Here is a 21,939-nt window from a genome sequence, read left to right as displayed (position 1 = left end):
CGTCTAGCCTGGAATGCCAGTGGAACCGATCTCACATTTCTGGAATCCGGGTATTCTTTCCGTTCTTTTGTTTTTTATCACGGCGATTCTTTCCTGGATGTATTTGCAATCCGATACGTTCGGAATTTCGGACGTCTCCAACGAAAGAAGCATGCACGTCGGAACGACCAAAAAGTCAGGAGGAATCTGGATCTTTCTGAGCGTCTTTTCGATCGCTCTCGTTTGGTTCGGAGGATTCGAGAACGCGGAAGACAAGATTCTCTTTTTCTTTGCGGGACTTTTGTTCTTTTTCGTCATCGGACTCGCGGACGATCTGTTATCGCTCGGAGCGGGAATCCGTTTGTTTCTGGAAATCGCGTTCTTGATTTTCTTTTTCGGTTTTGTTCCGGTTCGTTTCGTATTTTTAGGAATCGATTTGAGCGGGATCCCGGGTGCGTCGACGGCGGTCTTGATCGTCTATGTGCTGTTCGTCGTAAACGTATGCAACTTCATGGACGGGCTCGACACGTATCTCGTGTCTCACTTTCTACTCGCCGTCTTATCGTTTTCATTTTTATTTCATTCTTTTCTGCCCGCATTTTATCTTTGGATCTGCGCCGGATTGTTCGGATTTTTGATCTTCAATCTTCCCAAAGCGCATCTGTTTATGGGAGACGCAGGTTCGCTGCCTCTCGGTTATGCGATCGCCGTTTTGCCGTTGCTTTTTATCCATGAAAAGAATTGGGTTCAGTTCGAATTAACGTCGACCTTCTTTTTATTGCCCGTGTTCTTTGTAGACGGAATCCTAACGATTCTTTTGCGGTTGAAGGACGGGGAGAATATTCTCAAAGCGCACAGAAGGCATCTCTACCAGCTCGTAGCAGTGAGAACGGAACACAAAGGACTCGTGTCGATCGCGTTCACGTTAGCGAATCTTCCCGCGATGTTTTTTTTCGGAATTCATAGAGAATTCGGAATTCCGGGAAGCGTCGTTTTCTGGATTTGTCTCGGTGTTTACGTTGTTGCGTATTTCGTCATCTGGAATCGAGTGAGGCCGTCTAAAAAACGCTCGTGAACTTAGCGCGAAGCAGCTTTTTTAGGGATGGATTCCCTTCTTTTGCCAAACTTCGTGCCATGAGACAAGCTTAGACGAATATTCCGAACAGGGAGAGTTCGATTATACGTTATGTGATCTTTCCTTCTCGTAAATCCGTTCACGTTCAAATTCGAATTGAATTCTGAACGACAAACAAAAATCTGAACTTCAAAGACGGTTCCGATTCTTTAATCCGAATTACAACTCGCAATTCATTTTGAAAACTTGAGAAACATTCTATAAACATTCAAATCGCAAGACATTAGCAAAATATAAACTTCCAAGTCCTTTTTCGTGATTCTCACCGTAAAACTTTTCAAAAACCGAATAGGAAACACAAAAATATCCCATTTTGGTATATTCTGTTTCAGAATGTAGAATTATTCCGCTTTGTTTAAGTCTCTTCATTCCCCCGAGGCGAAAATCTTTTGCAAGAATTTAATCGCCGCCCGAAAAGAAGCCGATCTCACACAACTCGAGATCGCGAAACTTTTGGGAGAACCGCAATCCTATATTTCCAAAATTGAATCCGGTGAACGCAGACTCGATGTGATTGAATTCTGGAGAATTTTCAAAATCCTCAAAAAACCCTACGACTATTACTTTCAGTTCGAGGAAAAACAGGATCTTTCCGAGAAAAGATCCAAAACCTTAAAGGCCGCGAGCAGCAAACGGAAGAAGAAGTGAAGGATAGGGGGGAGATCCTACAGCCCCCTGGGTAGCGAAAACTGTGGGAACTCTTACATGGTTCTGTGGCAAACAAGTTTGTGGGAGTTCCTCCTATGGTTAGAAAAGCAAATCTTTTCGATGACCTGTCAATTTGTATGAGTTCCCACAGTTTTTGCGGAAAGTTTCCTGAAACCATTGTGGTAGAGTGGAAGTTCCCCCGTATTTCACAAAGCAAACGACCCGATTCAATTTCGAAATCGGTATGAGTTCCTACAATCGTTCGTAGGCCGGACCGATTCGACGGTCCGCAAATTGTATGAGTTCCCACACTTTGTTCGAAAAAGCCCGACGCGAAACCCGGCGAGCGAGATTCCATTTGCCGGAACGCGATCATTGTGGTTTCTTTTTTTCGGATTTTGCTCCGAACAACGACAGCAACGCTCCGACACCCGAAAACAGAAGGAGCAGAAACCACCCGATCCAAAACAAAGGCTCCGGATCGACTGTGGCATGAAATTCCGTCGAACCCGATCGAAGAGCAGCTTTTAACTCGATCGCAATCCGATCGATATCCGATTTCCCGATTGGAGACCGCAATACATCGCGTTCGCCGTCGGGCGTAACAAGAACCAATTGATAGACGATGCTTTTGCCGCGACGGACTTTTAGAACCGTTTTCGAAGAACGTACATCCAACGTTGAATAAGAGACCTTTCGAGACGAAAATGCGAATTTCTCGGAAACATCGCATTCCATCGAAGCGGCGGAATGCAATGAAGTCGATCTATTTCGGGAACAATCGACGGAAATCCATCCTTCCAATGTGGATAAGAACCAGGCCGGCAATGCGGCAAAGAAGAGAGTAATGAATAAAACGGCGGTCAATCGTGAAAGCATAGGAATCCTTCGGTAAAGAAGAGGAGAAATACTTTTTCACTTGGAAACATCCGTTGAACGAACAACTTCCTCATATTTGAAGAGGAATGTAAATGTCCGTAATCGTCACTTCGTATTTTTTCGGACGGAGTGATTTCCGGATCGTCCTGCGAAATCCCGATTCACGGACGATTCTCCGGCAAAGAGTTTTTGGATTATAAAAACGAAAGAAGCGATCGCACTTCCTCAGAATTCGGATCCGTTAGATTCGATTGAAATCTGCGTTTCCTTGATTTGAAAACACCGACTACTCGCCTGTCATCCGCGAATCGGAAGCGAAGATCGTAGAAATTAAAGAGTAGGATCTCCTACGGAATGATAGCGCGAAAAAGATCCGCCGTTCTTCGGTAAATGTTCCTGCAAGAAGAATCGGGATTTTTCGTTAATTGTATCGAATATAAATCCGTTTCAGAGCCAGATTCGCAGGAGGATAATTCGGCTGAATGGCGATCGCCTTTTCGTATTCCAAACGCGCCAATTCGATATGACCTAAAATTTCCAGACAGGAACCCGCGTTAAAATACGGATACACCGGCACCTCGTACCGCGGAGCGGACTTCGCCCGTTCAAACCAAGGAAGGGCTTCCTGATAGCGTTTTTGCTGAAGCAGATAAACGCCGATATCATTATAAGGATTTCCTAATGTAGGATCGGTTTCGATCGCCTTCTTGCAGAATTCAATGGCACGATCCAACCTTCCCGCCAAGGAATAAGACCAACCCAAAAACGTCCAAGCCTCGGCCGTCGGCTTGGCAGCGATGGACAAACGATAATATTTGGAAGCGAGCTTGAGATTTCCTTTCGTTTGATATTCGTAGGCGGTCAAGAAATGTTTCTTCGCCTCTTCCGATTCGCCGAAGGACTGTAAGTAGAGTGGATTCATTCTACACTTTAGACCGAACTTACTTCGTGGAAAACTTCAAGAATTTCAAAAACGTGCCGTTTAAAAAACCGTCCGCTTCGGGTGAAAAATTGTTGTAGAGAATAAAGCCGCTCCAGTAGATCAGGGTCGCACTCACCAGCGCTTTCGCGAGGGATTTGCTAACCTGCGGAGATGCGGAATAAAAAATCCGAAACAAAGCCACGGGCCAAAGAAAGAAGAGAAAGAAATAAAAACCTTTTCCGATTCCGTAGATCCAAGAAAGAATTTCCACGGGATAACTCGCGGTCAACCGTTCGTAACTCGCCTTTAATTCCGGAAAGTATTGAAAGAAGTAAAAGATAAAAACGAAAACGAAGATGATCTTCCAGACGAACTCGAAGTCGGAACGGAACAATACCAAAGTAAGACCGCAAAACCAAAACAGGAAAATCGGAAATACGATTTGTTCTAAAAGTCCAGGCATAAACCCTCGTTTTTGTTTTTACCGGCGGCGTATGATTACGAAAATCACGAACGATTCCCGACGACTCGATGCAGACATTCTACAAAGCTGGCTGAATCTGCAAGCCCTTTCCCGGCTATGTCGAACGCGGTTCCGTGATCGGGAGAAACTCGGATAAACGGAAGGCCCAAGGTAAGATTCACCCCCTTCTTTCCTTCCCACATTTTAAACGGAATCAAACCTTGATCGTGATAACAAGCCAGATGCAGACCGAACTTCTTTCTTGCTGATTCGCCGAACATGGAATCTGCGGACAAAGGTCCTTCCACCTTCAAACCCTTCTTTTTCAAAAACGCAATCATCGGCTCTAAAATTTCCGCTTCTTCCTTTCCAACCTTGCCGCCTTCGCCCGCGTGCGGGTTTAAACCCAAAAACGCGATCGGTTTTTTGCGGTCGATCTTATCGCAGGAAAGAATCGAGTCCGCAAGAGCCCCGAGATCGATTTGTCTTAAGAACTCGGGAACACGCACCAAAGGAACGTGAGTCGTCAAAGGAAGAACCTGCAGATCCTTACCGGACATGAGCATAAACGTTTTCGTATTGAATTCTTCGGCTAAGAATTCGGTATGACCGCGGAACTGCGAAGCCCCGGACGCAATCACCCATTCCTTGCTCAAAGGAAGAGTGATGAGATCGCCTCCTCCCATTTTCTGAAACTCGACAGCGAGAGAAAGAGAACCTAACGCCGATTTGCCGGACAACGACGAAGGTTTTCCGAACTTCAAGGAAGCGGTTTCCTTTTTGGAAAGAACGTTGTGCGAAACCGCAAACAATCCTTTCGTTCCGATTTCGGCCGACGCGGATCGGTGCGCGGACGCTTCGGCGATAGAATCGGCCGACGCATACGAAGAAGTTTCCGAAACGGACATTTTCGAAATCGACTCCGATCCACCCGAAACTTCAGTCAAGGAAATCGAAACGAATTCTTTCGGAAGCGGAAACTTACCCGAATGAAAATAAACGATCGGTCTGGATTTGGAGATTTTTTTTAAAAGAGAAAGGGAATGAAGGAAGATCTCCGGACCGATTCCACAAGGGTCGCCTTCTGTAATCAGGATCCGGTTCACTGTTTTGGAAGCTGGTTTTTCGATTCGGAGAAGAGCGTTGTAAATTCTTCCCCGAAAAGAAACCGTTTCGATTATTCTTTTGCGGCTCCGGATTGTTTACCGAAGATTTTTTCCACGCTGAGAGAATCTTTCGAGTATTCGAGATCGATCAGATCTTTCGCGGAGTGTTTGAGATCGTTGGAAATCATACAACGTCCTTCGAGGATCACCCCGTTCTGAATGATCAACTCCGGAGTGCGGATGTCTCCGAGAATTTTGGAAGTGGGAAGAAGCATCACTCTGTTTCTTGCGGTGATGTTCCCGATAACGATTCCTTCGATGATAACGCTGGCTGCGGTGATGTTGGTTTTTACCTTACCGGTAACGCCGATATAAAGCTGTTCCGCTTGTAAGGACTTACCTTCGAATTTTCCGTCGATCTTGAGAGATCCGTTGATAAAGAATTTTCCGCTGAAGTAGGAATTTTCTCCGATGGTGGAGTTCGTAACTTCGGATGAATTTTTAACGAGTGCCATGCGCCTGTTTTTCCTGTATGTCCTTTTTCGGAGGGAGTTAAAATCACTAAATATGCAGATCCCGTCAGACGGAAAAGGATTTTTCAGACCTTGTCTTGAAAATTGGAAGTCCGGAAAGATCAACGAATATTAGGAACGTTGATGCGATCGAGAGCCTCGGCGGTGAACTCCTGAAACTCCCTGAGAGCGTCCATGATCGCCTTTCCTTCCAGCTCGGTGGCCCGTTCGAATCTCGGATTGAAGCGGATCGGATCTTCCAGGTTCATAATGACCCCGCCCACTTCCTTGGCCTCTTTCAGAACCTTGTTGAGGAATTCGTTGAACTTCTGAAACATCTCGAATGCCTCCGCAATAAAGATCCGAGTCTGTTTGTTCTTCATACGACTGAGCTGTTCGCGGAATTCCTGTTTTTCGGCCGCATGAAATTCCTCGATGGTTTCTGTGAGAACCTTGATGTTTCTGCGGATGTTCTCCATGTATTTGACCACCCCGTCCTTTTCGTTCGTATGGGAGAAGTCGAAACGGACGTGTGTTTCGTTGAGGATCGGAAGATATTCCCGGTCCATGACGTTGATCCAAGTTCCGATCTGATTGACCTCGGGATCGTTGGAGTTCGGAGAAATTTTCATGACCGGATATTTTGCGAGAATTCTTCCGGCCTCGTTCGGATTGTCTTTGTATCGTTTGATCTGTTCGGCGGCCACGTCCAAGTTGTCCGGAATTCCTTCGGGAGAAATGTCCTTCATCTTGTTTCTGTATTTTTCCAAATCCCTCGAAACGCGATAGCGTTGTTCGTCGTTCTTCGACTCCCTCGATATTTTTTCCAGCTGATGGATCATCTTCTGGTATTTCTGCAATTCGAGAATTTGTTCGTGACTGATTGCCATTGGATATTACTCTCTTGATTCCTTAAGATCACGGACTGCGTCCTATTCGAGAAACGCCCTGATGTTTTGTTACGACCCAATTTTCCCCGTTCCCTCGGGATCTGTCAAGGGAAGTTCGGGGCGTAAGCGCTTCTTCCGTTTCTTTCCGAAAACGATTCAAATCTGGATTAAAAATCAGCATGAATAATGCTTGCAAATACATGAAAATTCGTTTTAAATATAAAACGGTAAACGAGAACAATAATGGCCAATCTGCAAGTGCGCGATATAGACGACAAACTTTACGAATCGTTGAGACGACGGGCGGAAATGGAACACCGATCGATCAGCCAGGAAGTGGTGATGATTATACAAAAACATCTTCAACGCGATCAACTAGAAACGGAATTACAAACGTTAGAATTTCTGAAACTTTCAAACTCATGGCTTGATAAACGGGAAGCAAAAGAAATCGTCAAAGATTTGCGCTCCTCGCGATCCAAAAACAAGCGGGAGAAAATCATTCATGAGCTATTTGATTGATACCGACATCATCATTTACAGCTTGAAAGAACATGAAAAGGTTCATCGGAATTTTTTAGATAAAAAGAACGTTTCTAAATCGATTTCCGTAATCACATACGGTGAACTGGTCTATGGCGCCAAAAAATCCCAAAGTAGGGAAAAAAACCTGGCGACGGTTTACCGGATCGGCGAATTATTTCCCGTAGTAGAACTTACTCGAGGAATCATAGAAACGTTCGGAGAGCTGAAGGCATTCTTACGGAAAAAAGGAACCGCAATCGATGACTTCGATCTGTTAATTGGATCAACAGCCTTGTATCTGAATTATACGATGGTTACGAACAACGAAAAACATTTTCAAAAAATTCCGGATTTAAGAATCGAAAATTGGGCGAAGTAACTCCGAATTGAAAACTAATATTTTAAAACCGGATCGAAACCTTTCTCGGATCCGTATGAGTTCCTACATTTCTCAAGACTGCCTCTTGTAACGCTCCAAAACCAAACGCAGATAATCCGAATCCGGAAATTTCAAAAGAAGACTGTCCAAAATTCCGATCCCCTCGTCGGACCGACCGACCTCGATCAAGGCCAAACCCTGCAGATACAACATTTCGGGAGAAAAACGGAAACGCCCGCATTGCTCCAAAGAGTTTAGAAAATTCTCATATTCTTTTTTGAAAAAGAGAAGCGCCGCTTTCGCCCTACGCGTAAGATAAGAATCCGGAAGTCGTTCCGAAAAACCTCCGATCTCTTTTTGCACGTTCGAAGATTCCGTGGAGTTCAAAAGAATCAGAAGTTCGAAAGGACCGAGAGTGTAAACGAGATGATTTTCCTTCAAGAGCGCATAACGTTTTTCGAGGGACTCGTCCTGGCTCGCGAGGATATTTTCCTGAAGGGAACCGAGCAGAACCGATCTTCCGTTTTTCCGTTTTTCCCCCTCGAGCCATGCCTTTCTGTATTCGCGGGGACGGATTCTTTTTAAAACGAAATAGTTCTCCAGATAACCGTGACGGGAAGAATATGCCTTAAAAAAGGATTCCTTTTCTTCGGAACTGAGATGTTCGATCACAGAAAGCACCCTTCGTTCGATGGGGAACACGGTTCTAAATCCGGTGGTTTCGTGTTTGAAAAGAAGCCACGCAAGTCCGAGCAGCCCGGGCTCCTCCCCCGTGACGACGAGATCGTAGATCGTTTCCCGATCTTCCACCTGAAGACCTCCGAATTTCCAGAGCGCGCCGTATTTTTGAAAACGGGACGAACCCTTATCCATTAAAGATTCGGAATATTCAATTTTTCCCATGAGCGCGAGAAGCTGTTTCGCCTCCACGACGAACGGAAGATCCTGGTCGTAAACCTGAGTCAGCGCGAGATATTCGTCCAATTCCTGTTCGTGCAAAAGAAAGGATTCCAAAACCTGAAAAACTTCCGGATCGGCTTGGTGTTCTTCCAGGGCTTTGTCCAAAAGTTCCTCGAAGAAAATTTTCAGCAGATTTTTTTCGCGCTCGGAAAGACCTTCCTCCTCGAACGGAGAAGTCGCATCGGATTGAAAGCGGAATTCTCCGAGCAAGTCGATTCTCAAACTGGAAAAAGGAGAATGAACCTTGTTGAGAGCGCCGGAAAAATATTCCAAAATTTTGGATTTGAGTCTTAGGATTTCGGGATTGCGCGGAACCGGACCTTCGTTCTTTTTGCGTCTGGGCAAAACGATCTCTGCGATCGGAGTTTCCTCCGGAGTTAAATTTTTTTCCGCGAACGAGGAGAGAGTGATCTCGGGCCACAAATCGTTCGTTTTTTCTTTTTCCAGGATTTGCATGGGAATTTCCTTTTTGCGATTGAATCCTTAGGCCGAAAAGGTAAGTAAAGAATACGAATGAAAAAATTCGCCCTGACCAGCCTACTCCTCTTCATTTTCGGCAATCTTTACGCAAACGATGATCTCAAATATCTGATCAAATCCTACAGCCTTCAAAAAATACACCGCATTTTTCGGGAGCGTCATCCGGGAACCGAGTCCGAGGTTTACGCCTTGGTCCGCTATCACGAGGAGCATCCGGACGGAAGCCGGGACAAAAAGTTTTCCTATCTCGTTTCCCTTCTCAAAGGGAGAATGGTGTCTTCTCCGGGAAGACAGGATCTTTTGGAAATCCTGAATTCTCCGCTTCCGTCGATTTCGATCGTCACGCGTCTTTCGCTTTGGAAACTCTATGAAGAAGCCGCGCATCGAAAGATTCTCGGCAAGGAAGAATTGATCGGACTTTTGAAGAAGTTTCCGAGAGAAAACGATCCTCTCTCGCAGAACGCGATCTCCGAAATTTTCAAGATTTATTACGAAGCGGGAATGATCCAGGAATGTCTGGATTTCGCGAAAGGATTCACCGACCGCGAGCAGGCGGAAATTTTTTCTCCGATGATTTTGTACCGTTATGCGAAATCGCTCTATAAATCGGGAAACACCGAAAAAGCCGAGTCGATCTTCTATTCGATCTTGGAGGACCCCGCGGTTTTATCTTCGGTGAAAAAATTCATCTTAGAGGATCTGCAAGTCTGGAAAGGAAATTCCTTTTATCTGTCTCTCACTCCCGAACGGGCGGCCTTGTTTCTTCCGCATTTGGACGCCTCCGGAAAAAAACATCTTCTCTCCGCTAAGGATTTGGAAAAGGTTTCCTTTTCCAAGGGAGAAGCCTTCCGAAACACCGCGCGCGCTCTGGTCGCCTACGAACCGGAATCGCTTCCGAACTTCTTTCGCCGCAACTCGGGACTCGCGAGAGCCAATCCGGATTTCACCGCGGCGATGTCGAGAGAGCTGACCAACCAAAGTTTTTCGGGCAAGGCCTTGGATTTGTTAAACGACTCAGGAGCCGAAAAGAACGACGAGGTTTTATACAGCTACGCCAGAGCGTATAAAAAACAGGGAAACAAGGATTTATATTTCAGAAATCTAATAGACTCTCTCGAAAAAAATCCCACGAATTTAATCCGACAAGACGAACTCATCGACCTCCTCACTGGAAATCACGAAAACTTTATGGGAGACGCTTATTGGAAGGACGCGCTTCGGAAAATTCCCGATCTTCCCGTAAAAGGAAGACTCGTCTATTGGTATCTTCGTTTTTTGAAAAAGAACGGAAGAACCGAAGAACTCAACTCATGGCTCAAGTCGTATTACAAACACATTCCGGGGTCGTATTATACACGGGTGATCCGGGAGGAATTTCAGGAGGAAATCTCCGCCTTCCCTCTTCCTTCCAATCCGACTTGGAACCGCGACAACCTTTTCGAATATCTTTCTTTGACCGCGGGGATTCCCGAACTTTCCGGAAAGATCTTAGGAAAGGATTTGGAATTTGCTACGCAGGCAGCCGCGTTTCAATTGAACGTGCGCATCGACAACGCACATTCTAAGATTCGGGGAAACCGTTATCTCCAAACCGCAAAGGAATATCTCGAAGTCGGAGAGATGGCCTACGCTCTTTCTTTGGTGCAAAGATATAAACTCCAACAGGGAATCGGTGAAAACGAAAAAGAGGAAATTCTCGCGGCGCTCGGCGAACAAACCGGGACCGCCTATCTTACAGTCTTTCACACAAGATCGCTCATGAAAAAAGAAAAACTCAGCGACGACGTGATTCTTCTTCCATCCAAACTCGCGGCGAGAATTTATCCGAGACCGCACAGAGGTTTGGTCTCTTCGATTTCCGGAAACGTCGGAATCGACGAGGACATCGTTTACGCGATCATGCGTCAGGAATCTTTTTTTAAAGAGAACGCGGTTTCGGTTTCCAATGCGAGGGGTTTGATGCAGATCATGGGACCCACGGGAAGAGAGCTTGCTAAACGGATGAATCTGGATTCTTACTCTTTGTTCGATCCCGAGGTTTCGATCGAGATGGGAGCGCGGTTTTTGCGTTATCTAGTCGCTTCGAACGGAAATCTTCAGTGGGCTTCGATCGCCTACAACGGCGGTCCGGGAAATCTCCGCAAATGGAAACGGAATCATTACCGCGGGGACTTCAATCATTTCTTGGAAGAACTTCCCGTAAAGGAACCCCGCGACTACTGCAGGATCGTAAGTTCGAACTATTACAACTATCAGAATTTAAGGAAGTATAAGAACCTCTAAAATTCAATTTTTTAGATTGTCTATCTGGCGGAAAGAATAGGATAGGAATCTGAAACGATTTTAAGCGCAATTTTTCAAGCCGCCGATTGGATCTTAAATTCGGCGAAAACAACGAACAACTACTCTAGGAGAGGAACATGGCCGAGGTAGCAATTCTGAAGATCGACGGGAAGGAATACGAACTCCCGATCATCGTAGGCACCGAAAACGAGAAGGCAGTAGACATTTCAAAACTCCGTCAGCAGACGGGATACGTAACCCTGGACAACGGATATTTAAACACGGGAGCCTGCACGAGCGCGGTGACCTTTCTCGACGGAGAACTCGGAATCTTACGTTACAGAGGAATTCCGATCGAACAACTCGCGGAAAATTCGACATTCACCGAAGTAGCCTACCTTTTGATCTACGGAAAACTTCCTTCCGATGCGGAACTCAAACGCTGGAACGATGAACTCACGATGCACACTTTGATCCACGAGGATCTCAAACGTCTTTACAACGGATTTCCGAAAGACGGTCACCCGATGGCGATCATGTCTTCGATGATCGGTTCCCTTTCCACATACTATCAGGATTCGTACGATCCCGAAAACGCGGAACACAGACATATCTCCATGATCCGTCTTCTCGCGAAATTCCCTACGATCGCGGCGTTCGCGTATAAAAAATCGATCGGACAACCTACGATCCATCCTTTGAACAGCCTGGACTACTGCGCGAACTTCATGAACATGATGTTCTCCGTTCCGAGCGAAGAATACAAAGTCGATCCTGAAATCGTAAAAGCCTTGAACCTTCTTTTGATCCTTCATGCGGATCACGAACAAAACTGTTCCACGTCTACGGTGCGTTTGGTGGGTTCCTCGCTTGCAAACCTCTACGGTGCGATCTCCGCGGGAATCTGCGCCCTCTGGGGACCGAGACACGGCGGAGCGAACCAGGAAGTTCTTGAAATGTTGCAGGAGATTCAAGCGAGCGGACTACCCGTGAAAAAGATCGTGGAAAAAGCGAAGGACAAAAACGATTCCTTCCGTCTTTCCGGATTCGGTCACAGGGTTTACAAGAATTTCGATCCTCGAGCAAAGATCATCAAAAAGGCCTGCGACAGCGTGTTAAAACGACTCGGGGTTCAAGATCCTTTATTAGATATCGCTAAAGAACTCGAGGAAGCGGCTCTTCACGATCCTTACTTCGTCGAAAGAAAGTTGTATCCGAACGTGGACTTCTACTCCGGAATCATCTACCGCGCCCTCGGAATTCCGGTGAACATGTTCACCGTGATGTTTGCGATGGGGCGTCTTCCTGGCTGGATCGCTCAGTGGAAAGAAATGATCGAATCGACCGATATGAAAATCGGTCGTCCACGACAGATCTACGTCGGAGCGACCGAAACTTCTTACAAAGACGCCAAGAAAAAAGCCTGAACGCACACAAAACGAACTTCCGGTTCCGCAGATATCAGCTGAACCGGAAGAGCGAACTCTCTCTTCAACGAAAACATCCCTGGATCTTCAGCGGAAATCTTTCCACAGCGGCTTCTCCGTTTAAAAACGGACAATGGCTGAATCTCGTCTCGACAAACAACGAACCCGTTGCGACCGGAATCTATTCGGCGACGGGACTCGTGCGGATCCGCATCATTCAGTTTTTACCCGAGTTTCAAAAGGAAAAAATACGGGAGAATTTGGTCTCCGCGATTCGACGCCGCGCGGCGGTTCGTAAAGAAACGAACGCGTATCGAATTCTGCACGGAGAAAACGATTTTTTTCCCGGAGTGACCGTGGATCGTTTGGCGCAAACTTGGGTGGTGAGAATTTATTCTTCCTCTCTGATGGGTTACGGCCGTTGGCTCGTTTGGAATCTGTACGATCTATGCAAAAATTCTAAATTAGAAGAACCGCAACCGGAACGGATCGTGTTCGATCCTCCCGAAAAAACGGGAGAGGATCAAATCGGTTCAGCCGGAACGACGGTCGGCGTTTTCAATGTCCAGTCCGTCAGCGCGACCCAATCCCATGTCGCATTAGCAAATTCTTCCGGAACGGTAAAACGACGCGAGCCGAGGATTTGGCGCGGAAAAGCGGAAATCGAAAAGACGAAAGCGGACGCCGGACCTAAAAACAACGAAGATCAGAATTGGAAAACCGGCGCCGAGGCAAGACGCATCGTGCAACTCCGCATTCGCGAAACGATCCGATTGAAAGAGGTCTCGTTTCCCGTGGAACTTCCCGGACAAAAGGGCGGTATTTTTTTAGATCTCAGAAACCTGCGCCGCTATTTGCTCGAAAAAAGGGAATTGAGTCGCGGCAAACAATGTCTTCATTTATTCTCGCACACCGGTTTAACGTCGATCTGCATGGAGGTTGCAGGAGCCTCTTCCGTCGTATCCGTTGACGGATCTAAGGAAGCTTTGGATTCGTTTCAAAGAGCGTTGAGCAAACGCCGAAGCGAAACTTCGTGCAAACACAGGTTCGTTCAAAAAAATATTTTCCAGGACTTGGAAGAAGTTCTCCGCGGCCAAACCTTCGGCCTGATCGTGATCGATCCGCCGAATCTGACACCGGACGGGAAGTCGAAACCGAACGCACTGAAATCCTATTCGTATCTTTTCGCAAACTGTCTTGCGTCCTTGGAAGAATCGGGGACGATCATCCTCTGTTCCTGTTCGGGAAGAATTCAGTCGAGGGAGCTGGAATCGCTCGCTAAAAACATTCTCAAAACGAAAGGCTGGAGTTTCGAAACGTTCACCAGCTTACGACCGGAAGAGGATCATCCGGTGCGAAAGAACTTTCCCGAAGGAAATTATTTTAAGGTACATATCTATGAAAACTGCAAAAAAAACTGAAAGCCTAGAAGGAACATACACTCTGATCGACTCCGGAGATTTTCGAAAACTAGAACAAATCGGACCTTATACGATCATACGCCCTTCTCCCGTTTCCGCCTGGCCCGCGACCAAACCGCAGCTCTGGAAAAACGTTCACGGAGAATACGTCCGCTCCGACAAAGGCGGAGGCGCCTGGACCTGGAATAAAAAGGTGGAAGAAGAATTCTATGTTCAAATTTTAGAATATTCCATTAAGATAAAATTCACCCCGTTCGGACATCTCGGAATCTTCGCGGAACAGCTTGAAAACTGGAAAAAAATCCAGAAATTATGCTCCCAACTCAAAAAAGAGGAAGAGGTCTTGAATCTCTTCGCGTATTCGGGAATTTCCACCTTGGCCGTGTTAGACGGAGGGGCGTCCGCGTGTCACCTCGATTCCTCCAAAGGAATGGTGGATTGGGCCCGCGACAACGCAAACGCATCCGGTCTCGCGGATAAAAAGGTGCGTTGGATGGTCGAGGACGTATTGAAATTCTTAAAACGAGAAATCAAACGCGGAAAGGATTACCGCGGTTTCATCCTCGACCCGCCCACCTTCGGAAGAGGAGCGAGCGGAGAAGTTTTCAAAATCGAAAAGGATCTTCCCGAGTTGATGGATCTTTTGATGCAACTTTGCGGAGGCAAACCGGACTTTATCGTTCTTACCTGTCATTCCACCGGATTCAGCCCTCTCGCCTTACAAAGGATTTTGGAGGGAAGAATCCGCAACCGGGGCAAGTTCCATCTCGGCGAACTTTCCATTCCGGAAGAAAGCGGAAGACTTTACCCCGCAGGATCGAATTGTATCTATGTATCGGAGAGACTTTCGCTTTGAACGAAGAAAAGGATATTTCGTTTTTGGAGATCACCAGCTTTTCGAACGAGAAGCTGAAAAATATTTCCAACCTTAAGGAAAAGAAACATCGGGAATCTTCCGGTCTTTTTTTTATCGAAGGGTATCGCGAAATTCTACGCGCTTCCAAATCCGGAAAGTTGAAATTCCAAAACGTCCTTTACTCTCCCGAATGTTTTTTAGGAGAAAACGAATATTCTCTTATCCGTTCGATCGGAGCTAAAAATATACGCGTTCCTAAAAAGGTTTTCGAAAAGATTTCGTATCGGGATCGGCCGGACGGACTCGTTGCGACGGCCCAATTTTTCGACACAGGACTCGACGCATTTCAAAAAGAAACCAACGCATTCAAAAATTCGAAACCGATTCTGGTGATCGAAGGGGTGGAAAAACCGGGAAATCTCGGAACGATTCTTCGCACCGCGGAAGGAGCGGGATTTCACACCGTTCTGGTCGCCGATCCTCGGCTGGATCTATTTAATCCGAACGTGATCCGCGCGTCCACCGGAGCCTTGTTCACCCTCGACGTATATCTGGGCGAAACGGAGGCAATTTATAAAATTCTAAAGAAGAATCAATACAGAACGTTAGCCGTAACACCGGAGGCGAAAAAGCTTTATACGAACGCGGATCTCAAAGGGAAAATCGCGCTCGTTTTCGGCTCGGAACAATACGGACTTTCTCCGTATGCAAGAGGCAATTCCGACGAATACCTGTCCCTTCCCATGTTCGGAGAAGCGGATTCCCTCAATCTCGCAATGTCCGCGGGAATCGTAATGTACGAAGTGATCCGTCAGGTCGGCACGAAATGAAACTCACCTATTACGTCAGCGGACACGGATTCGGTCATATCAGCCGATCCATGGAAATCATTTTATATCTGCTCCGCAGCTTTCCGGATTTGGAAATCGATCTCGTCACGGTCCGAGAACAATTCCTAACGACCCTCTCTTTAAGCGAAGAAGATTCTAAAAACGTCGAGCGTCTGCACGTCCGTAAAAAGCAGGTCGACGTGGGAATGATGCAGAAGGACTCCCTTTCGATCGACATACGCGGAACAGAGGCTAGCCTCGAAGAATTCGAATCAAAAAAATCGTATATTCAAATTTCTGAAATCGAATCCTGTTTGGATTTTGAAACCGAATTGATCCTTTCCGATTCCGCCTCTTTGCCGTTTATAGTCGCCGACAAGATCAAGGTTCCTTCTTTATTCGTTGGAAACTTCACTTGGGATTTTATCTACGGCGGCTACGCGAAAGAATCCGTCGTTTTCGAGCAAACTGCCCGCACCCTCTACGAAGAATATTATTATGCGACGTTCGGCCTTCTTCTTCCCTTTGCCTGCCCCGCGGAATCCTTAGCGGAACAAAAACAAATCGGGTTGGTGGGACGCAGACCGCTTTTGAGTAAAAAAGCCGCAAAAGAACGTTTCGAACTTTCCGAAGACCGTATCTATCTTTTGTTTTCCTTCGGCGCGTACGGAGTGGAAACGACGCATTTCGATTGGGACAAACTCGACCCGGAAAAATATAAGATCGTAATTTCGGGAGCCACCGACTTCGATTTAATGCAGATTCCCAAAAAACAAAGAAACGGTATCCTCAAACTTTCCGATCTGCATTATCCGGATCTTTTGGCCGCCTGCGATTATGTGATCACGAAACCGGGTTATGGAATCTTAAGTGAAGCCGTGTATGCAAACACGCCCGTTCTTTATACGGATCGCGGAAATTTTCCGGAAGTTCCCTATCTGCATCGATCCCTCCGGGAGGAAATTCCTTCGGCCTTTCTTTCGAACGAAGATCTGTTTTCGTTCCGGTTTGAAAGAGCGATCGCGGACGCGAAACGCTGGAATGGAAATCCTTCTCCTTTATTTGCACGGGACGGAAGAGAGGACGTAAAACACGCCGTTTCCGTTTTTCTGAAGTTAGTTTAAATTGCGGTTTGCGGACTTTCAAATCTTTGGATCGATTGATCTGCAAAATCTTGACTTATTATAATTTCAATCCGATCGGTTATCTGCGAATCCATCGATTTACAAAACGAGGAAAAACAGTATTTGTCGGGAAATTTTTTGCCAGTTCTTTTAGATTGGATCGTTTTTCGAATTTGTAGATTGTTTTGTTTATGTAAAAATTTTTTAAACTTTTTTTTGAAAAAATTAGGGAGCAGGTTCGACAAGGGTTCCCTATCGTCGCTCGGTAAAACCGCTTCGGGTATGGGCATTTTATTATTACACTCGAATCATGAGATTCGATCTTCTCTTCAGGAAAAAACAAGCAATGTAGTTACGCTCCTCGTCCCTGAATATACTTTGCTTCGTTATCCCGATCAAGAAAGGCGAAACCTTCCGAAAAGAATTCCCATTTTGTTAAAGAGATATTCTAAATTTCTTTCGACGACAAAACGTTTGGGGAAGAAGGCCGGTAAGACATTGTATCAGCCGAGTCCGGGAAAAGCAAAAATGAAAAAGATCAACGTCCGATTGAGCACAGGCAGCTGGGCTTTGTTCGGCACACTCGCCCACGTGCACGGAGTTTCTCGTTGTTTTCTTTTTAATTATCTTCTGTGGTTGGAAACTTCCGGGGTTGGGGATTCTATCGATAATATCATGAACGAAGGAGGTCCTACGTTTCACCAAAACTACAGATATATCCTCGACCTCGATCTTCTAAAAAACAGCATTGTAAGAAGTCTGCAATGCTATCCGCACGATACATTCTTCATGTTAGACTACCGAGATTGGTACGATTCCTAAGTTTCTCCGACAACTGTCCAGTCGAAAACATCCGAACCGACTTCGTTTAACAAAATATCGCGTTTATAATCCGCAAGAGATTTTCTCCACCAGGAAGAAAGCCCGCGCACGTCCGCCGTCCAAAACCACGAGTGAAGTTCCGCCACGGAATCATGGTCCCAAAGAATTCTTTGCAGTTCCTGATTTTTAAATGTTTCCGGTCCTTCCGTTTTCAATTTGTCGCAGAGAGAGCGCAGATAATTTTTTCGGGCGGGAGTTTCTTTTGCGCGTTTGCGCAATCGGGAACGATGAAATCCGTTCAGCCGAGGATCAACGATCGAAAGAAAAATTCCGCGCCTGCGGTCTTCTCCTCCCACAGTTTTCCAATACTCGTTTTTGTTTCGCTCCAGAGCTTCGAGAAGTTTACGTTCTCTTTGCTCCGGCGGGTTGTTCAAAAATCCGAACGACAAATTTTGTATCTTTGGAGTAGAGGAAGTCAAGAGAGCCAACGGATACGCGAAAATCCAACCGAGCAATAAAGGTAAAAACCAAAAGAATAAAATCGGATACGTCACGAACATCCAGATTCCGATTCCCAAACCGTAAAACGAAGCGGGAAGAATGGTATATGCCAATGACCTGTTATCGGGTCCCGATGCCGCGTCCCTGTTTTGCGGTCCCCATTCTATTTTACGATTTAAGAATGTAAGAAGAATGAATCTTGTATATTGAACCATATAAACGGGCGCCATCAAAACCGAATGGAGAAACTCCGTCAAAAAAGAGAACGTCCAAGAGAAAAACGAGGCGCCCCATTCTTTTCTTCTAAAAAAAGAGACTTCCAAAAACGAAACGATGCGCGGAAGAAACAGGACAAACAAGGTATAACCTTGCAGCGTGTAGGCGACCGGAAGATAAAGGTCGTCGCGAAACGCGATCCAATCCTCGGGCAACAATGCGAGTCTAAAAAAATCCACGTCCTCGATCGTCGTCAAAGAAGAAGACAAAAGCATCAATGCCCACAGCGGAGAACTGAAATAAGAAAAGATCCCGAGTAAAATCTGCAATCGACTGGAAAAGCGGAGTTTACCCCCGAACAAAAACCAAAAATGCTGAAGATTCCCCTGACACCAACGATTGTCCCGTTTGAGCGCCTCCAGCACGTTAGGCGGAGCTTCCTCATACGAACCTTTCAGATCGGAAGCAAACCAAACCCCGTAACCGGCTTTTCGAAACAAGGCCGCTTCGATCGTATCGTGACTCAAGATTTTTCCGCCGATCGCGCTTTCACCGGGAAGTCCGGGCAACCCGCAGTATTTCATAAACGGCTGTAATCGAATGATCGCATTGTGTCCCCAAAACGGTCCCGAACGAAGCTGCCAGAAAAAAGAACCCGCTCCGAAAACCGGATTTCCTACCCAGGCCGCAAACGCGGAAAGTTTTTGGAAGATGGATTTGGCTCCGATCACCTCGGGAACGGTTTGTATGATTCCCGCGTTCGGAATTTTTTCCATGAGGTATATTAGATTTTTCATACATTCTCCCGTGACGATACTGTCGGCGTCCAGGATGATCATGTATTTATATCGTTTGCCCCATCTTCTGCAGAAATCGGCGATGTTGCCGGACTTCTTGTTCAAGTTGACTCTTCTTTTTCGGTAGTAGATTCTCCCTCGGTTGGCCGGTTTTTGACTTAGGTGATAAAAAGCTTTTTCCTCCAGCGCCCAAAGATTCGGATCGGAAGTGTCGGAAAGAATGAAAAAATCCGTTTTCTGTGCGAGTCCGTTCGAGGCGATCTCGTCCATCATCAGTTCTACCCCGGCGAAAATGCGCGTAACATCCTCGCAATGGATGGGCATTACGACGGCCACGGGGGGAATCTCATCCTCTAGAATAGTATAATTTTCTAATATTCGGGAGATCCGCAACGGGTCCCCTCCCCGGATTTTCTGTACGAAACCGATCAACGCGGTCGCCGCCCCGAAGGATATGACGGGAAACAAAAGGCAGAAAAGAATCAGCGTCGCCCATTCGAACGGACTGATCGACTGAAAGGATAAGAACTGAACTTCCAAAAAGACGCCGATGATTACGAAAAAGAACAACAGTCCCCCGAAACTCAAACGGCGATAACTCTGCGTTTTGGAATCGACAAGCGTTCCCGGTTTTTCTTTTTCGGAGGAATTCAACTTAAAAGTCCGTAGAGTAAGGATGCATATACGATTCCCCAGAAGAGAACGGAAAAAATCACCGCGACAGGTTCCAATTTTTCCTTCGGTTCCGCCAAATCACCTAATGGCCCGAAGTCGACCGGGTTCGGAATCATACTCGACGGTTCGATGGCGGGTAAACCGGCTTCGTTCTTTTTTTCGGAACGAACCGATCCGGATTTCAGAAAGAGTTTCATTGCTTCTTCCTCCCAACCGAACTCGTTCGCTGCGGAACTTGAAAGGGATTTCGTTTCGACCGAACGTAAAAATCGGGTAAGAATTTCGTGCAATTCGATCGGGTCGGTGATTCCGGAAGCGAGACAGTACAGTTTCACTTTGGAATAAACCCGAGCCAGTTCTTCCTTTCGGATTCCGGAACGACTGTCGTGATCAGATCGAGGATTCAAGAGTGAACGTCCAAATCTCGCTCAGGTCTTCCTGATTTTTTTTCAATACGGCGCGCAGTTCCGCGGCTTTGTATCTGTTTTTTTGGACCACGCGGAAAGTAAGTCTCCATACGCCGGTCTCTTCAATTTTTTGAATATTATAATCCGTTAATTCCGCGTTATCTCCCGTGTCGATCGACGCCTGCAGATAAGTGAACGCATCCATTGCTTTGAGCTTTTCGCCTGCAAAGTCCACATAAAACACGCGCATATCGGATTCTCCCGGAACCGGAGCGATCCTTGTGGAAACGGTTTTTGCAAGTTCCTCCGGAAGAGGATCCTCGTTTAACCAGCGTATGGTGTAGCTGAATTCGTAAGGTTGTAAGGGTGCGGGGGAATTCGCGGGCACCCAAAACGCCCCGATGTTATCGTCCGAGTCCTTTACCGTGGGAATTTGCAGAAGTTGTATGCTTCCCTTTCCCCAATTTCCTTCCGGTTCCACCCAAGCGGATGGTCTCAGATGATACTTCATCGAGTTGTCTTGATAACTCGCAAAATTTCGATCCCTCTGCATTAAACCGAAGGCTCTCGGGTTCTCATCCTGAAACGAGTTGAGCGTGACTCGTTTCGGATTATCAAGAGGTCTCCAAACCCAATCCCCTTTTCCGCTTTCGATCATGAGTCCGTCCGAATCGTGAGACTCAGGATAGGCTTGCCCTTCCGGAATCCCGCGGGTTTCGGAATACCAATACATCGATGTCAAAGGCGCGATTCCGAATCGATCCACTTTGGTTCGAAGAATAACCTCCGCGTTCACGTGTACGGAAGAAACCTTCCCCGGAGAAATTTGAAATTCATAGGCTCCGGTCGCGGTTCTGCCGTCTAACAATGCATAAACGAAAATCGTAGAATCGGTTTTGTCGGGATGAACGATCCAAAAATGAGTGAAACCAGGAAAGTCCTCGGGATATGGCATTCCCGTATTGATGGCGATTCCGCGCGCCGACAATCCGTAGACCTGTTTCTTGGAAACCATCCTATAATAGCTCGCGCCTTGAAACACGGTGAACTCGTCCGTGTGCTCGGGGGTGTTCAACGGATAATGAATCTTAAATCCGGAATAACCTAGATTCTCCGGTATTTTTCCCTGCACCTTCAAATTGGAAAGATCGAAATACGTTTCGTCGTACGGAATCTGTCTCGCGTAATCGGAGCGGACTTCGTGAAGGGTCACGTTCGTATTGTATAAATGTCCCGGATGAAAGAATTGGATCTGAAACGGATTTCCTTCCTTTTTCCAAAGAGAGGATTCGGGTCGAAAGCGGATGTTCTTATACTGATCCCAACTCAGTCCTTTTAAAAATTGTGTGGAAACGAATTGCGGTTTCACATAACGTCCATGCGCCATGCTTCTCGCTTTCTTTTTCAAATCCTCGAAAGAGAATCTGGTCACGGGGATTTTGATCCCGGATACCGGGTCGAGGATTACGGTTTCTTCGGTTTCGGGAAATTTAAAGTCGATCTCCGATTCTTTCTTTTGCTGTCTGTTTGCGACGGCAAAGAGAAGTATCGTAGCGAAAAATGCGAGTGCTATGTGTATTCTTAACATTGTATTCTTTCCAGATCGAAAGCCGCCCTCTTTCGAGAGCGCTTCTTAGAAAATTCTTCAATGAGAAGATTCTTTCTTTTGAATCAAAGAGAAACGATTCGAAATTCTTCCCTG

19 protein-coding genes and 2 pseudogenes are annotated in these 21,939 nt (G+C 46.3%); 12 read left to right on the top strand and 9 right to left on the bottom strand.

Annotated elements, in window-relative coordinates:
- Window positions 1-19 precede the first annotated feature (19 nt).
- Complete coding sequence (locus LFX17_RS06080) at window positions 20-1,054, top strand: MraY family glycosyltransferase (protein WP_238745652.1); 1,035 nt, start codon at window positions 20-22, stop codon at window positions 1,052-1,054.
- 411 nt (window positions 1,055-1,465) lie between these two features.
- Window positions 1,466-1,762, top strand: a complete 297-nt coding sequence (locus tag LFX17_RS06075) for a helix-turn-helix transcriptional regulator (protein ID WP_238729457.1) — start codon at window positions 1,466-1,468, stop codon at window positions 1,760-1,762.
- 1,300 nt (window positions 1,763-3,062) lie between these two features.
- Here the strand turns inward: LFX17_RS06075 and LFX17_RS06070 are convergent.
- The 5 genes from LFX17_RS06070 to LFX17_RS06050 form a co-directional block, all read right to left on the bottom strand.
- Window positions 3,063-3,563, bottom strand: a complete 501-nt coding sequence (locus tag LFX17_RS06070) for a tetratricopeptide repeat protein (RefSeq protein WP_238729456.1) — start codon at window positions 3,561-3,563, stop codon at window positions 3,063-3,065.
- A 19-nt stretch (window positions 3,564-3,582) separates the two neighbouring features.
- Window positions 3,583-4,026, bottom strand: a complete 444-nt coding sequence (locus tag LFX17_RS06065; RefSeq protein WP_238729455.1) for a hypothetical protein — start codon at window positions 4,024-4,026, stop codon at window positions 3,583-3,585.
- Window positions 4,027-4,070: 44 nt separating this feature from the next.
- On the bottom strand, window positions 4,071-5,132 hold the full coding sequence (locus LFX17_RS06060; RefSeq protein WP_238745651.1) for a PdxA family dehydrogenase: 1,062 nt from the start codon (window positions 5,130-5,132) through the stop codon (window positions 4,071-4,073).
- Between the two features lie 71 nt (window positions 5,133-5,203).
- Entirely contained in the window at window positions 5,204-5,647 is a 444-nt protein-coding gene (locus LFX17_RS06055; RefSeq protein ID WP_010575404.1) for a bactofilin family protein, read from the bottom strand.
- A 119-nt stretch (window positions 5,648-5,766) separates the two neighbouring features.
- A complete protein-coding gene (locus tag LFX17_RS06050) occupies window positions 5,767-6,534 on the bottom strand; it encodes a hypothetical protein (RefSeq protein WP_135781095.1) in 768 nt (255 codons plus the stop codon).
- 243 nt (window positions 6,535-6,777) lie between these two features.
- On the opposite strand from LFX17_RS06050, the gene LFX17_RS06045 reads away from it, so the two are divergent.
- A complete protein-coding gene (locus LFX17_RS06045) occupies window positions 6,778-7,056 on the top strand; it encodes a FitA-like ribbon-helix-helix domain-containing protein (protein WP_238729453.1) in 279 nt (92 codons plus the stop codon).
- On the top strand, window positions 7,040-7,438 hold the full coding sequence (locus tag LFX17_RS06040; protein WP_238729452.1) for a type II toxin-antitoxin system VapC family toxin: 399 nt from the start codon (window positions 7,040-7,042) through the stop codon (window positions 7,436-7,438). Before LFX17_RS06045 ends, LFX17_RS06040 begins: the two co-directional genes overlap by 17 nt.
- A 72-nt stretch (window positions 7,439-7,510) precedes the next feature.
- Here LFX17_RS06040 and LFX17_RS06035 read toward each other — a convergent pair whose 3' ends face one another.
- Window positions 7,511-8,854: a tetratricopeptide repeat protein gene (locus tag LFX17_RS06035; protein WP_238745649.1), complete on the bottom strand. Its 1,344-nt coding sequence runs from the start codon at window positions 8,852-8,854 to the stop codon at window positions 7,511-7,513.
- Window positions 8,855-8,911: 57 nt separating this feature from the next.
- Here LFX17_RS06035 and LFX17_RS06030 point away from each other — a divergent pair, with 57 nt between their 5' ends.
- The 8 genes and pseudogenes from LFX17_RS06030 (at window position 8,912) to LFX17_RS06000 (ending at window position 17,641) form a co-directional block, all read left to right on the top strand.
- A complete protein-coding gene (locus LFX17_RS06030) occupies window positions 8,912-11,161 on the top strand; it encodes a lytic transglycosylase domain-containing protein (protein WP_238745647.1) in 2,250 nt (749 codons plus the stop codon).
- A 137-nt stretch (window positions 11,162-11,298) separates the two neighbouring features.
- The gene (locus tag LFX17_RS06025; protein WP_238729449.1) at window positions 11,299-12,588 is read left to right on the top strand and encodes a citrate synthase; all 1,290 of its coding nucleotides are present in this window, start codon (window positions 11,299-11,301) and stop codon (window positions 12,586-12,588) included.
- A gap of 38 nt (window positions 12,589-12,626) precedes the next feature.
- Window positions 12,627-13,113: pseudogene (locus LFX17_RS20975) on the top strand (SAM-dependent methyltransferase); the annotation flags it as partial.
- A gap of 224 nt (window positions 13,114-13,337) precedes the next feature.
- Window positions 13,338-14,009: pseudogene (locus LFX17_RS20970) on the top strand (class I SAM-dependent methyltransferase); the annotation flags it as partial.
- Window positions 13,987-14,865, top strand: coding sequence for a class I SAM-dependent methyltransferase (locus LFX17_RS06015; RefSeq protein WP_238729448.1), 879 nt, complete (start codon window positions 13,987-13,989; stop codon window positions 14,863-14,865). The pseudogene LFX17_RS20970 and the gene LFX17_RS06015, both read left to right, overlap by 23 nt.
- Window positions 14,832-15,695 (top strand): TrmH family RNA methyltransferase, encoded by an 864-nt coding sequence (locus tag LFX17_RS06010; protein WP_238729447.1) that lies wholly within the window; start codon window positions 14,832-14,834, stop codon window positions 15,693-15,695. The genes LFX17_RS06015 and LFX17_RS06010 overlap by 34 nt, the downstream gene beginning before the upstream one ends.
- On the top strand, window positions 15,692-16,819 hold the full coding sequence (locus tag LFX17_RS06005) for a glycosyltransferase family protein (RefSeq protein ID WP_238729446.1): 1,128 nt from the start codon (window positions 15,692-15,694) through the stop codon (window positions 16,817-16,819). Before LFX17_RS06010 ends, LFX17_RS06005 begins: the two co-directional genes overlap by 4 nt.
- 282 nt (window positions 16,820-17,101) lie before the next feature.
- Window positions 17,102-17,641 carry a DUF1564 domain-containing protein gene (locus tag LFX17_RS06000; protein WP_238729445.1) on the top strand — a complete coding sequence of 180 codons (540 nt, stop codon included), beginning with the start codon at window positions 17,102-17,104 and terminating at the stop codon, window positions 17,639-17,641.
- On the opposite strand, the gene mdoH is transcribed toward LFX17_RS06000, so the two are convergent.
- From mdoH to LFX17_RS05985, 3 genes are read right to left on the bottom strand one after another with little or no spacing between them, the layout of a single operon-like run.
- Window positions 17,638-19,809 carry a glucans biosynthesis glucosyltransferase MdoH gene (gene mdoH, locus LFX17_RS05995; protein ID WP_238745645.1) on the bottom strand — a complete coding sequence of 724 codons (2,172 nt, stop codon included), beginning with the start codon at window positions 19,807-19,809 and terminating at the stop codon, window positions 17,638-17,640. The two genes, LFX17_RS06000 and mdoH, sit on opposite strands and share 4 nt — an antisense overlap.
- On the bottom strand, window positions 19,806-20,237 hold the full coding sequence (locus LFX17_RS05990; RefSeq protein ID WP_238745643.1) for a hypothetical protein: 432 nt from the start codon (window positions 20,235-20,237) through the stop codon (window positions 19,806-19,808). Before LFX17_RS05990 ends, mdoH begins: the two co-directional genes overlap by 4 nt.
- Entirely contained in the window at window positions 20,221-21,825 is a 1,605-nt protein-coding gene (locus tag LFX17_RS05985) for a glucan biosynthesis protein (protein WP_238729442.1), read from the bottom strand. Before LFX17_RS05985 ends, LFX17_RS05990 begins: the two co-directional genes overlap by 17 nt.
- Window positions 21,826-21,939 lie beyond the last annotated feature (114 nt).

The sequence above is a fragment of the Leptospira sanjuanensis genome (genome assembly GCF_022267375.1).
GTDB classification, from domain to species: Bacteria; Spirochaetota; Leptospiria; order Leptospirales; family Leptospiraceae; genus Leptospira; species Leptospira sanjuanensis.
This window is presented reverse-complemented; position numbering and strand designations above follow the sequence as displayed.

Excerpts from the sequence above, each read along its gene's own strand:
- LFX17_RS06070 (WP_238729456.1), bottom strand. The coding sequence starts at position 3,563 with ATGAATCCACTCTACTTACAGTCCTTCGGCGAATCGGAAGAGGCGAAG.
- LFX17_RS06065 (WP_238729455.1), bottom strand. The coding sequence starts at position 4,026 with ATGCCTGGACTTTTAGAACAAATCGTATTTCCGATTTTCCTGTTTTGG.
- LFX17_RS06055 (WP_010575404.1), bottom strand. The coding sequence starts at position 5,647 with ATGGCACTCGTTAAAAATTCATCCGAAGTTACGAACTCCACCATCGGA.
- LFX17_RS06050 (WP_135781095.1), bottom strand. The coding sequence starts at position 6,534 with ATGGCAATCAGTCACGAACAAATTCTCGAATTGCAGAAATACCAGAAG.
- LFX17_RS06045 (WP_238729453.1), top strand. The coding sequence starts at position 6,778 with ATGGCCAATCTGCAAGTGCGCGATATAGACGACAAACTTTACGAATCG.
- LFX17_RS06040 (WP_238729452.1), top strand. The coding sequence starts at position 7,040 with ATGAGCTATTTGATTGATACCGACATCATCATTTACAGCTTGAAAGAA.
- LFX17_RS06035 (WP_238745649.1), bottom strand. The coding sequence starts at position 8,854 with ATGCAAATCCTGGAAAAAGAAAAAACGAACGATTTGTGGCCCGAGATC.
- LFX17_RS06030 (WP_238745647.1), top strand. The coding sequence starts at position 8,912 with ATGAAAAAATTCGCCCTGACCAGCCTACTCCTCTTCATTTTCGGCAAT.
- LFX17_RS06025 (WP_238729449.1), top strand. The coding sequence starts at position 11,299 with ATGGCCGAGGTAGCAATTCTGAAGATCGACGGGAAGGAATACGAACTC.
- LFX17_RS06015 (WP_238729448.1), top strand. The coding sequence starts at position 13,987 with ATGAAAACTGCAAAAAAAACTGAAAGCCTAGAAGGAACATACACTCTG.
- LFX17_RS06005 (WP_238729446.1), top strand. The coding sequence starts at position 15,692 with ATGAAACTCACCTATTACGTCAGCGGACACGGATTCGGTCATATCAGC.
- LFX17_RS06000 (WP_238729445.1), top strand. The coding sequence starts at position 17,102 with ATGGGCATTTTATTATTACACTCGAATCATGAGATTCGATCTTCTCTT.
- LFX17_RS05985 (WP_238729442.1), bottom strand. The coding sequence starts at position 21,825 with ATGTTAAGAATACACATAGCACTCGCATTTTTCGCTACGATACTTCTC.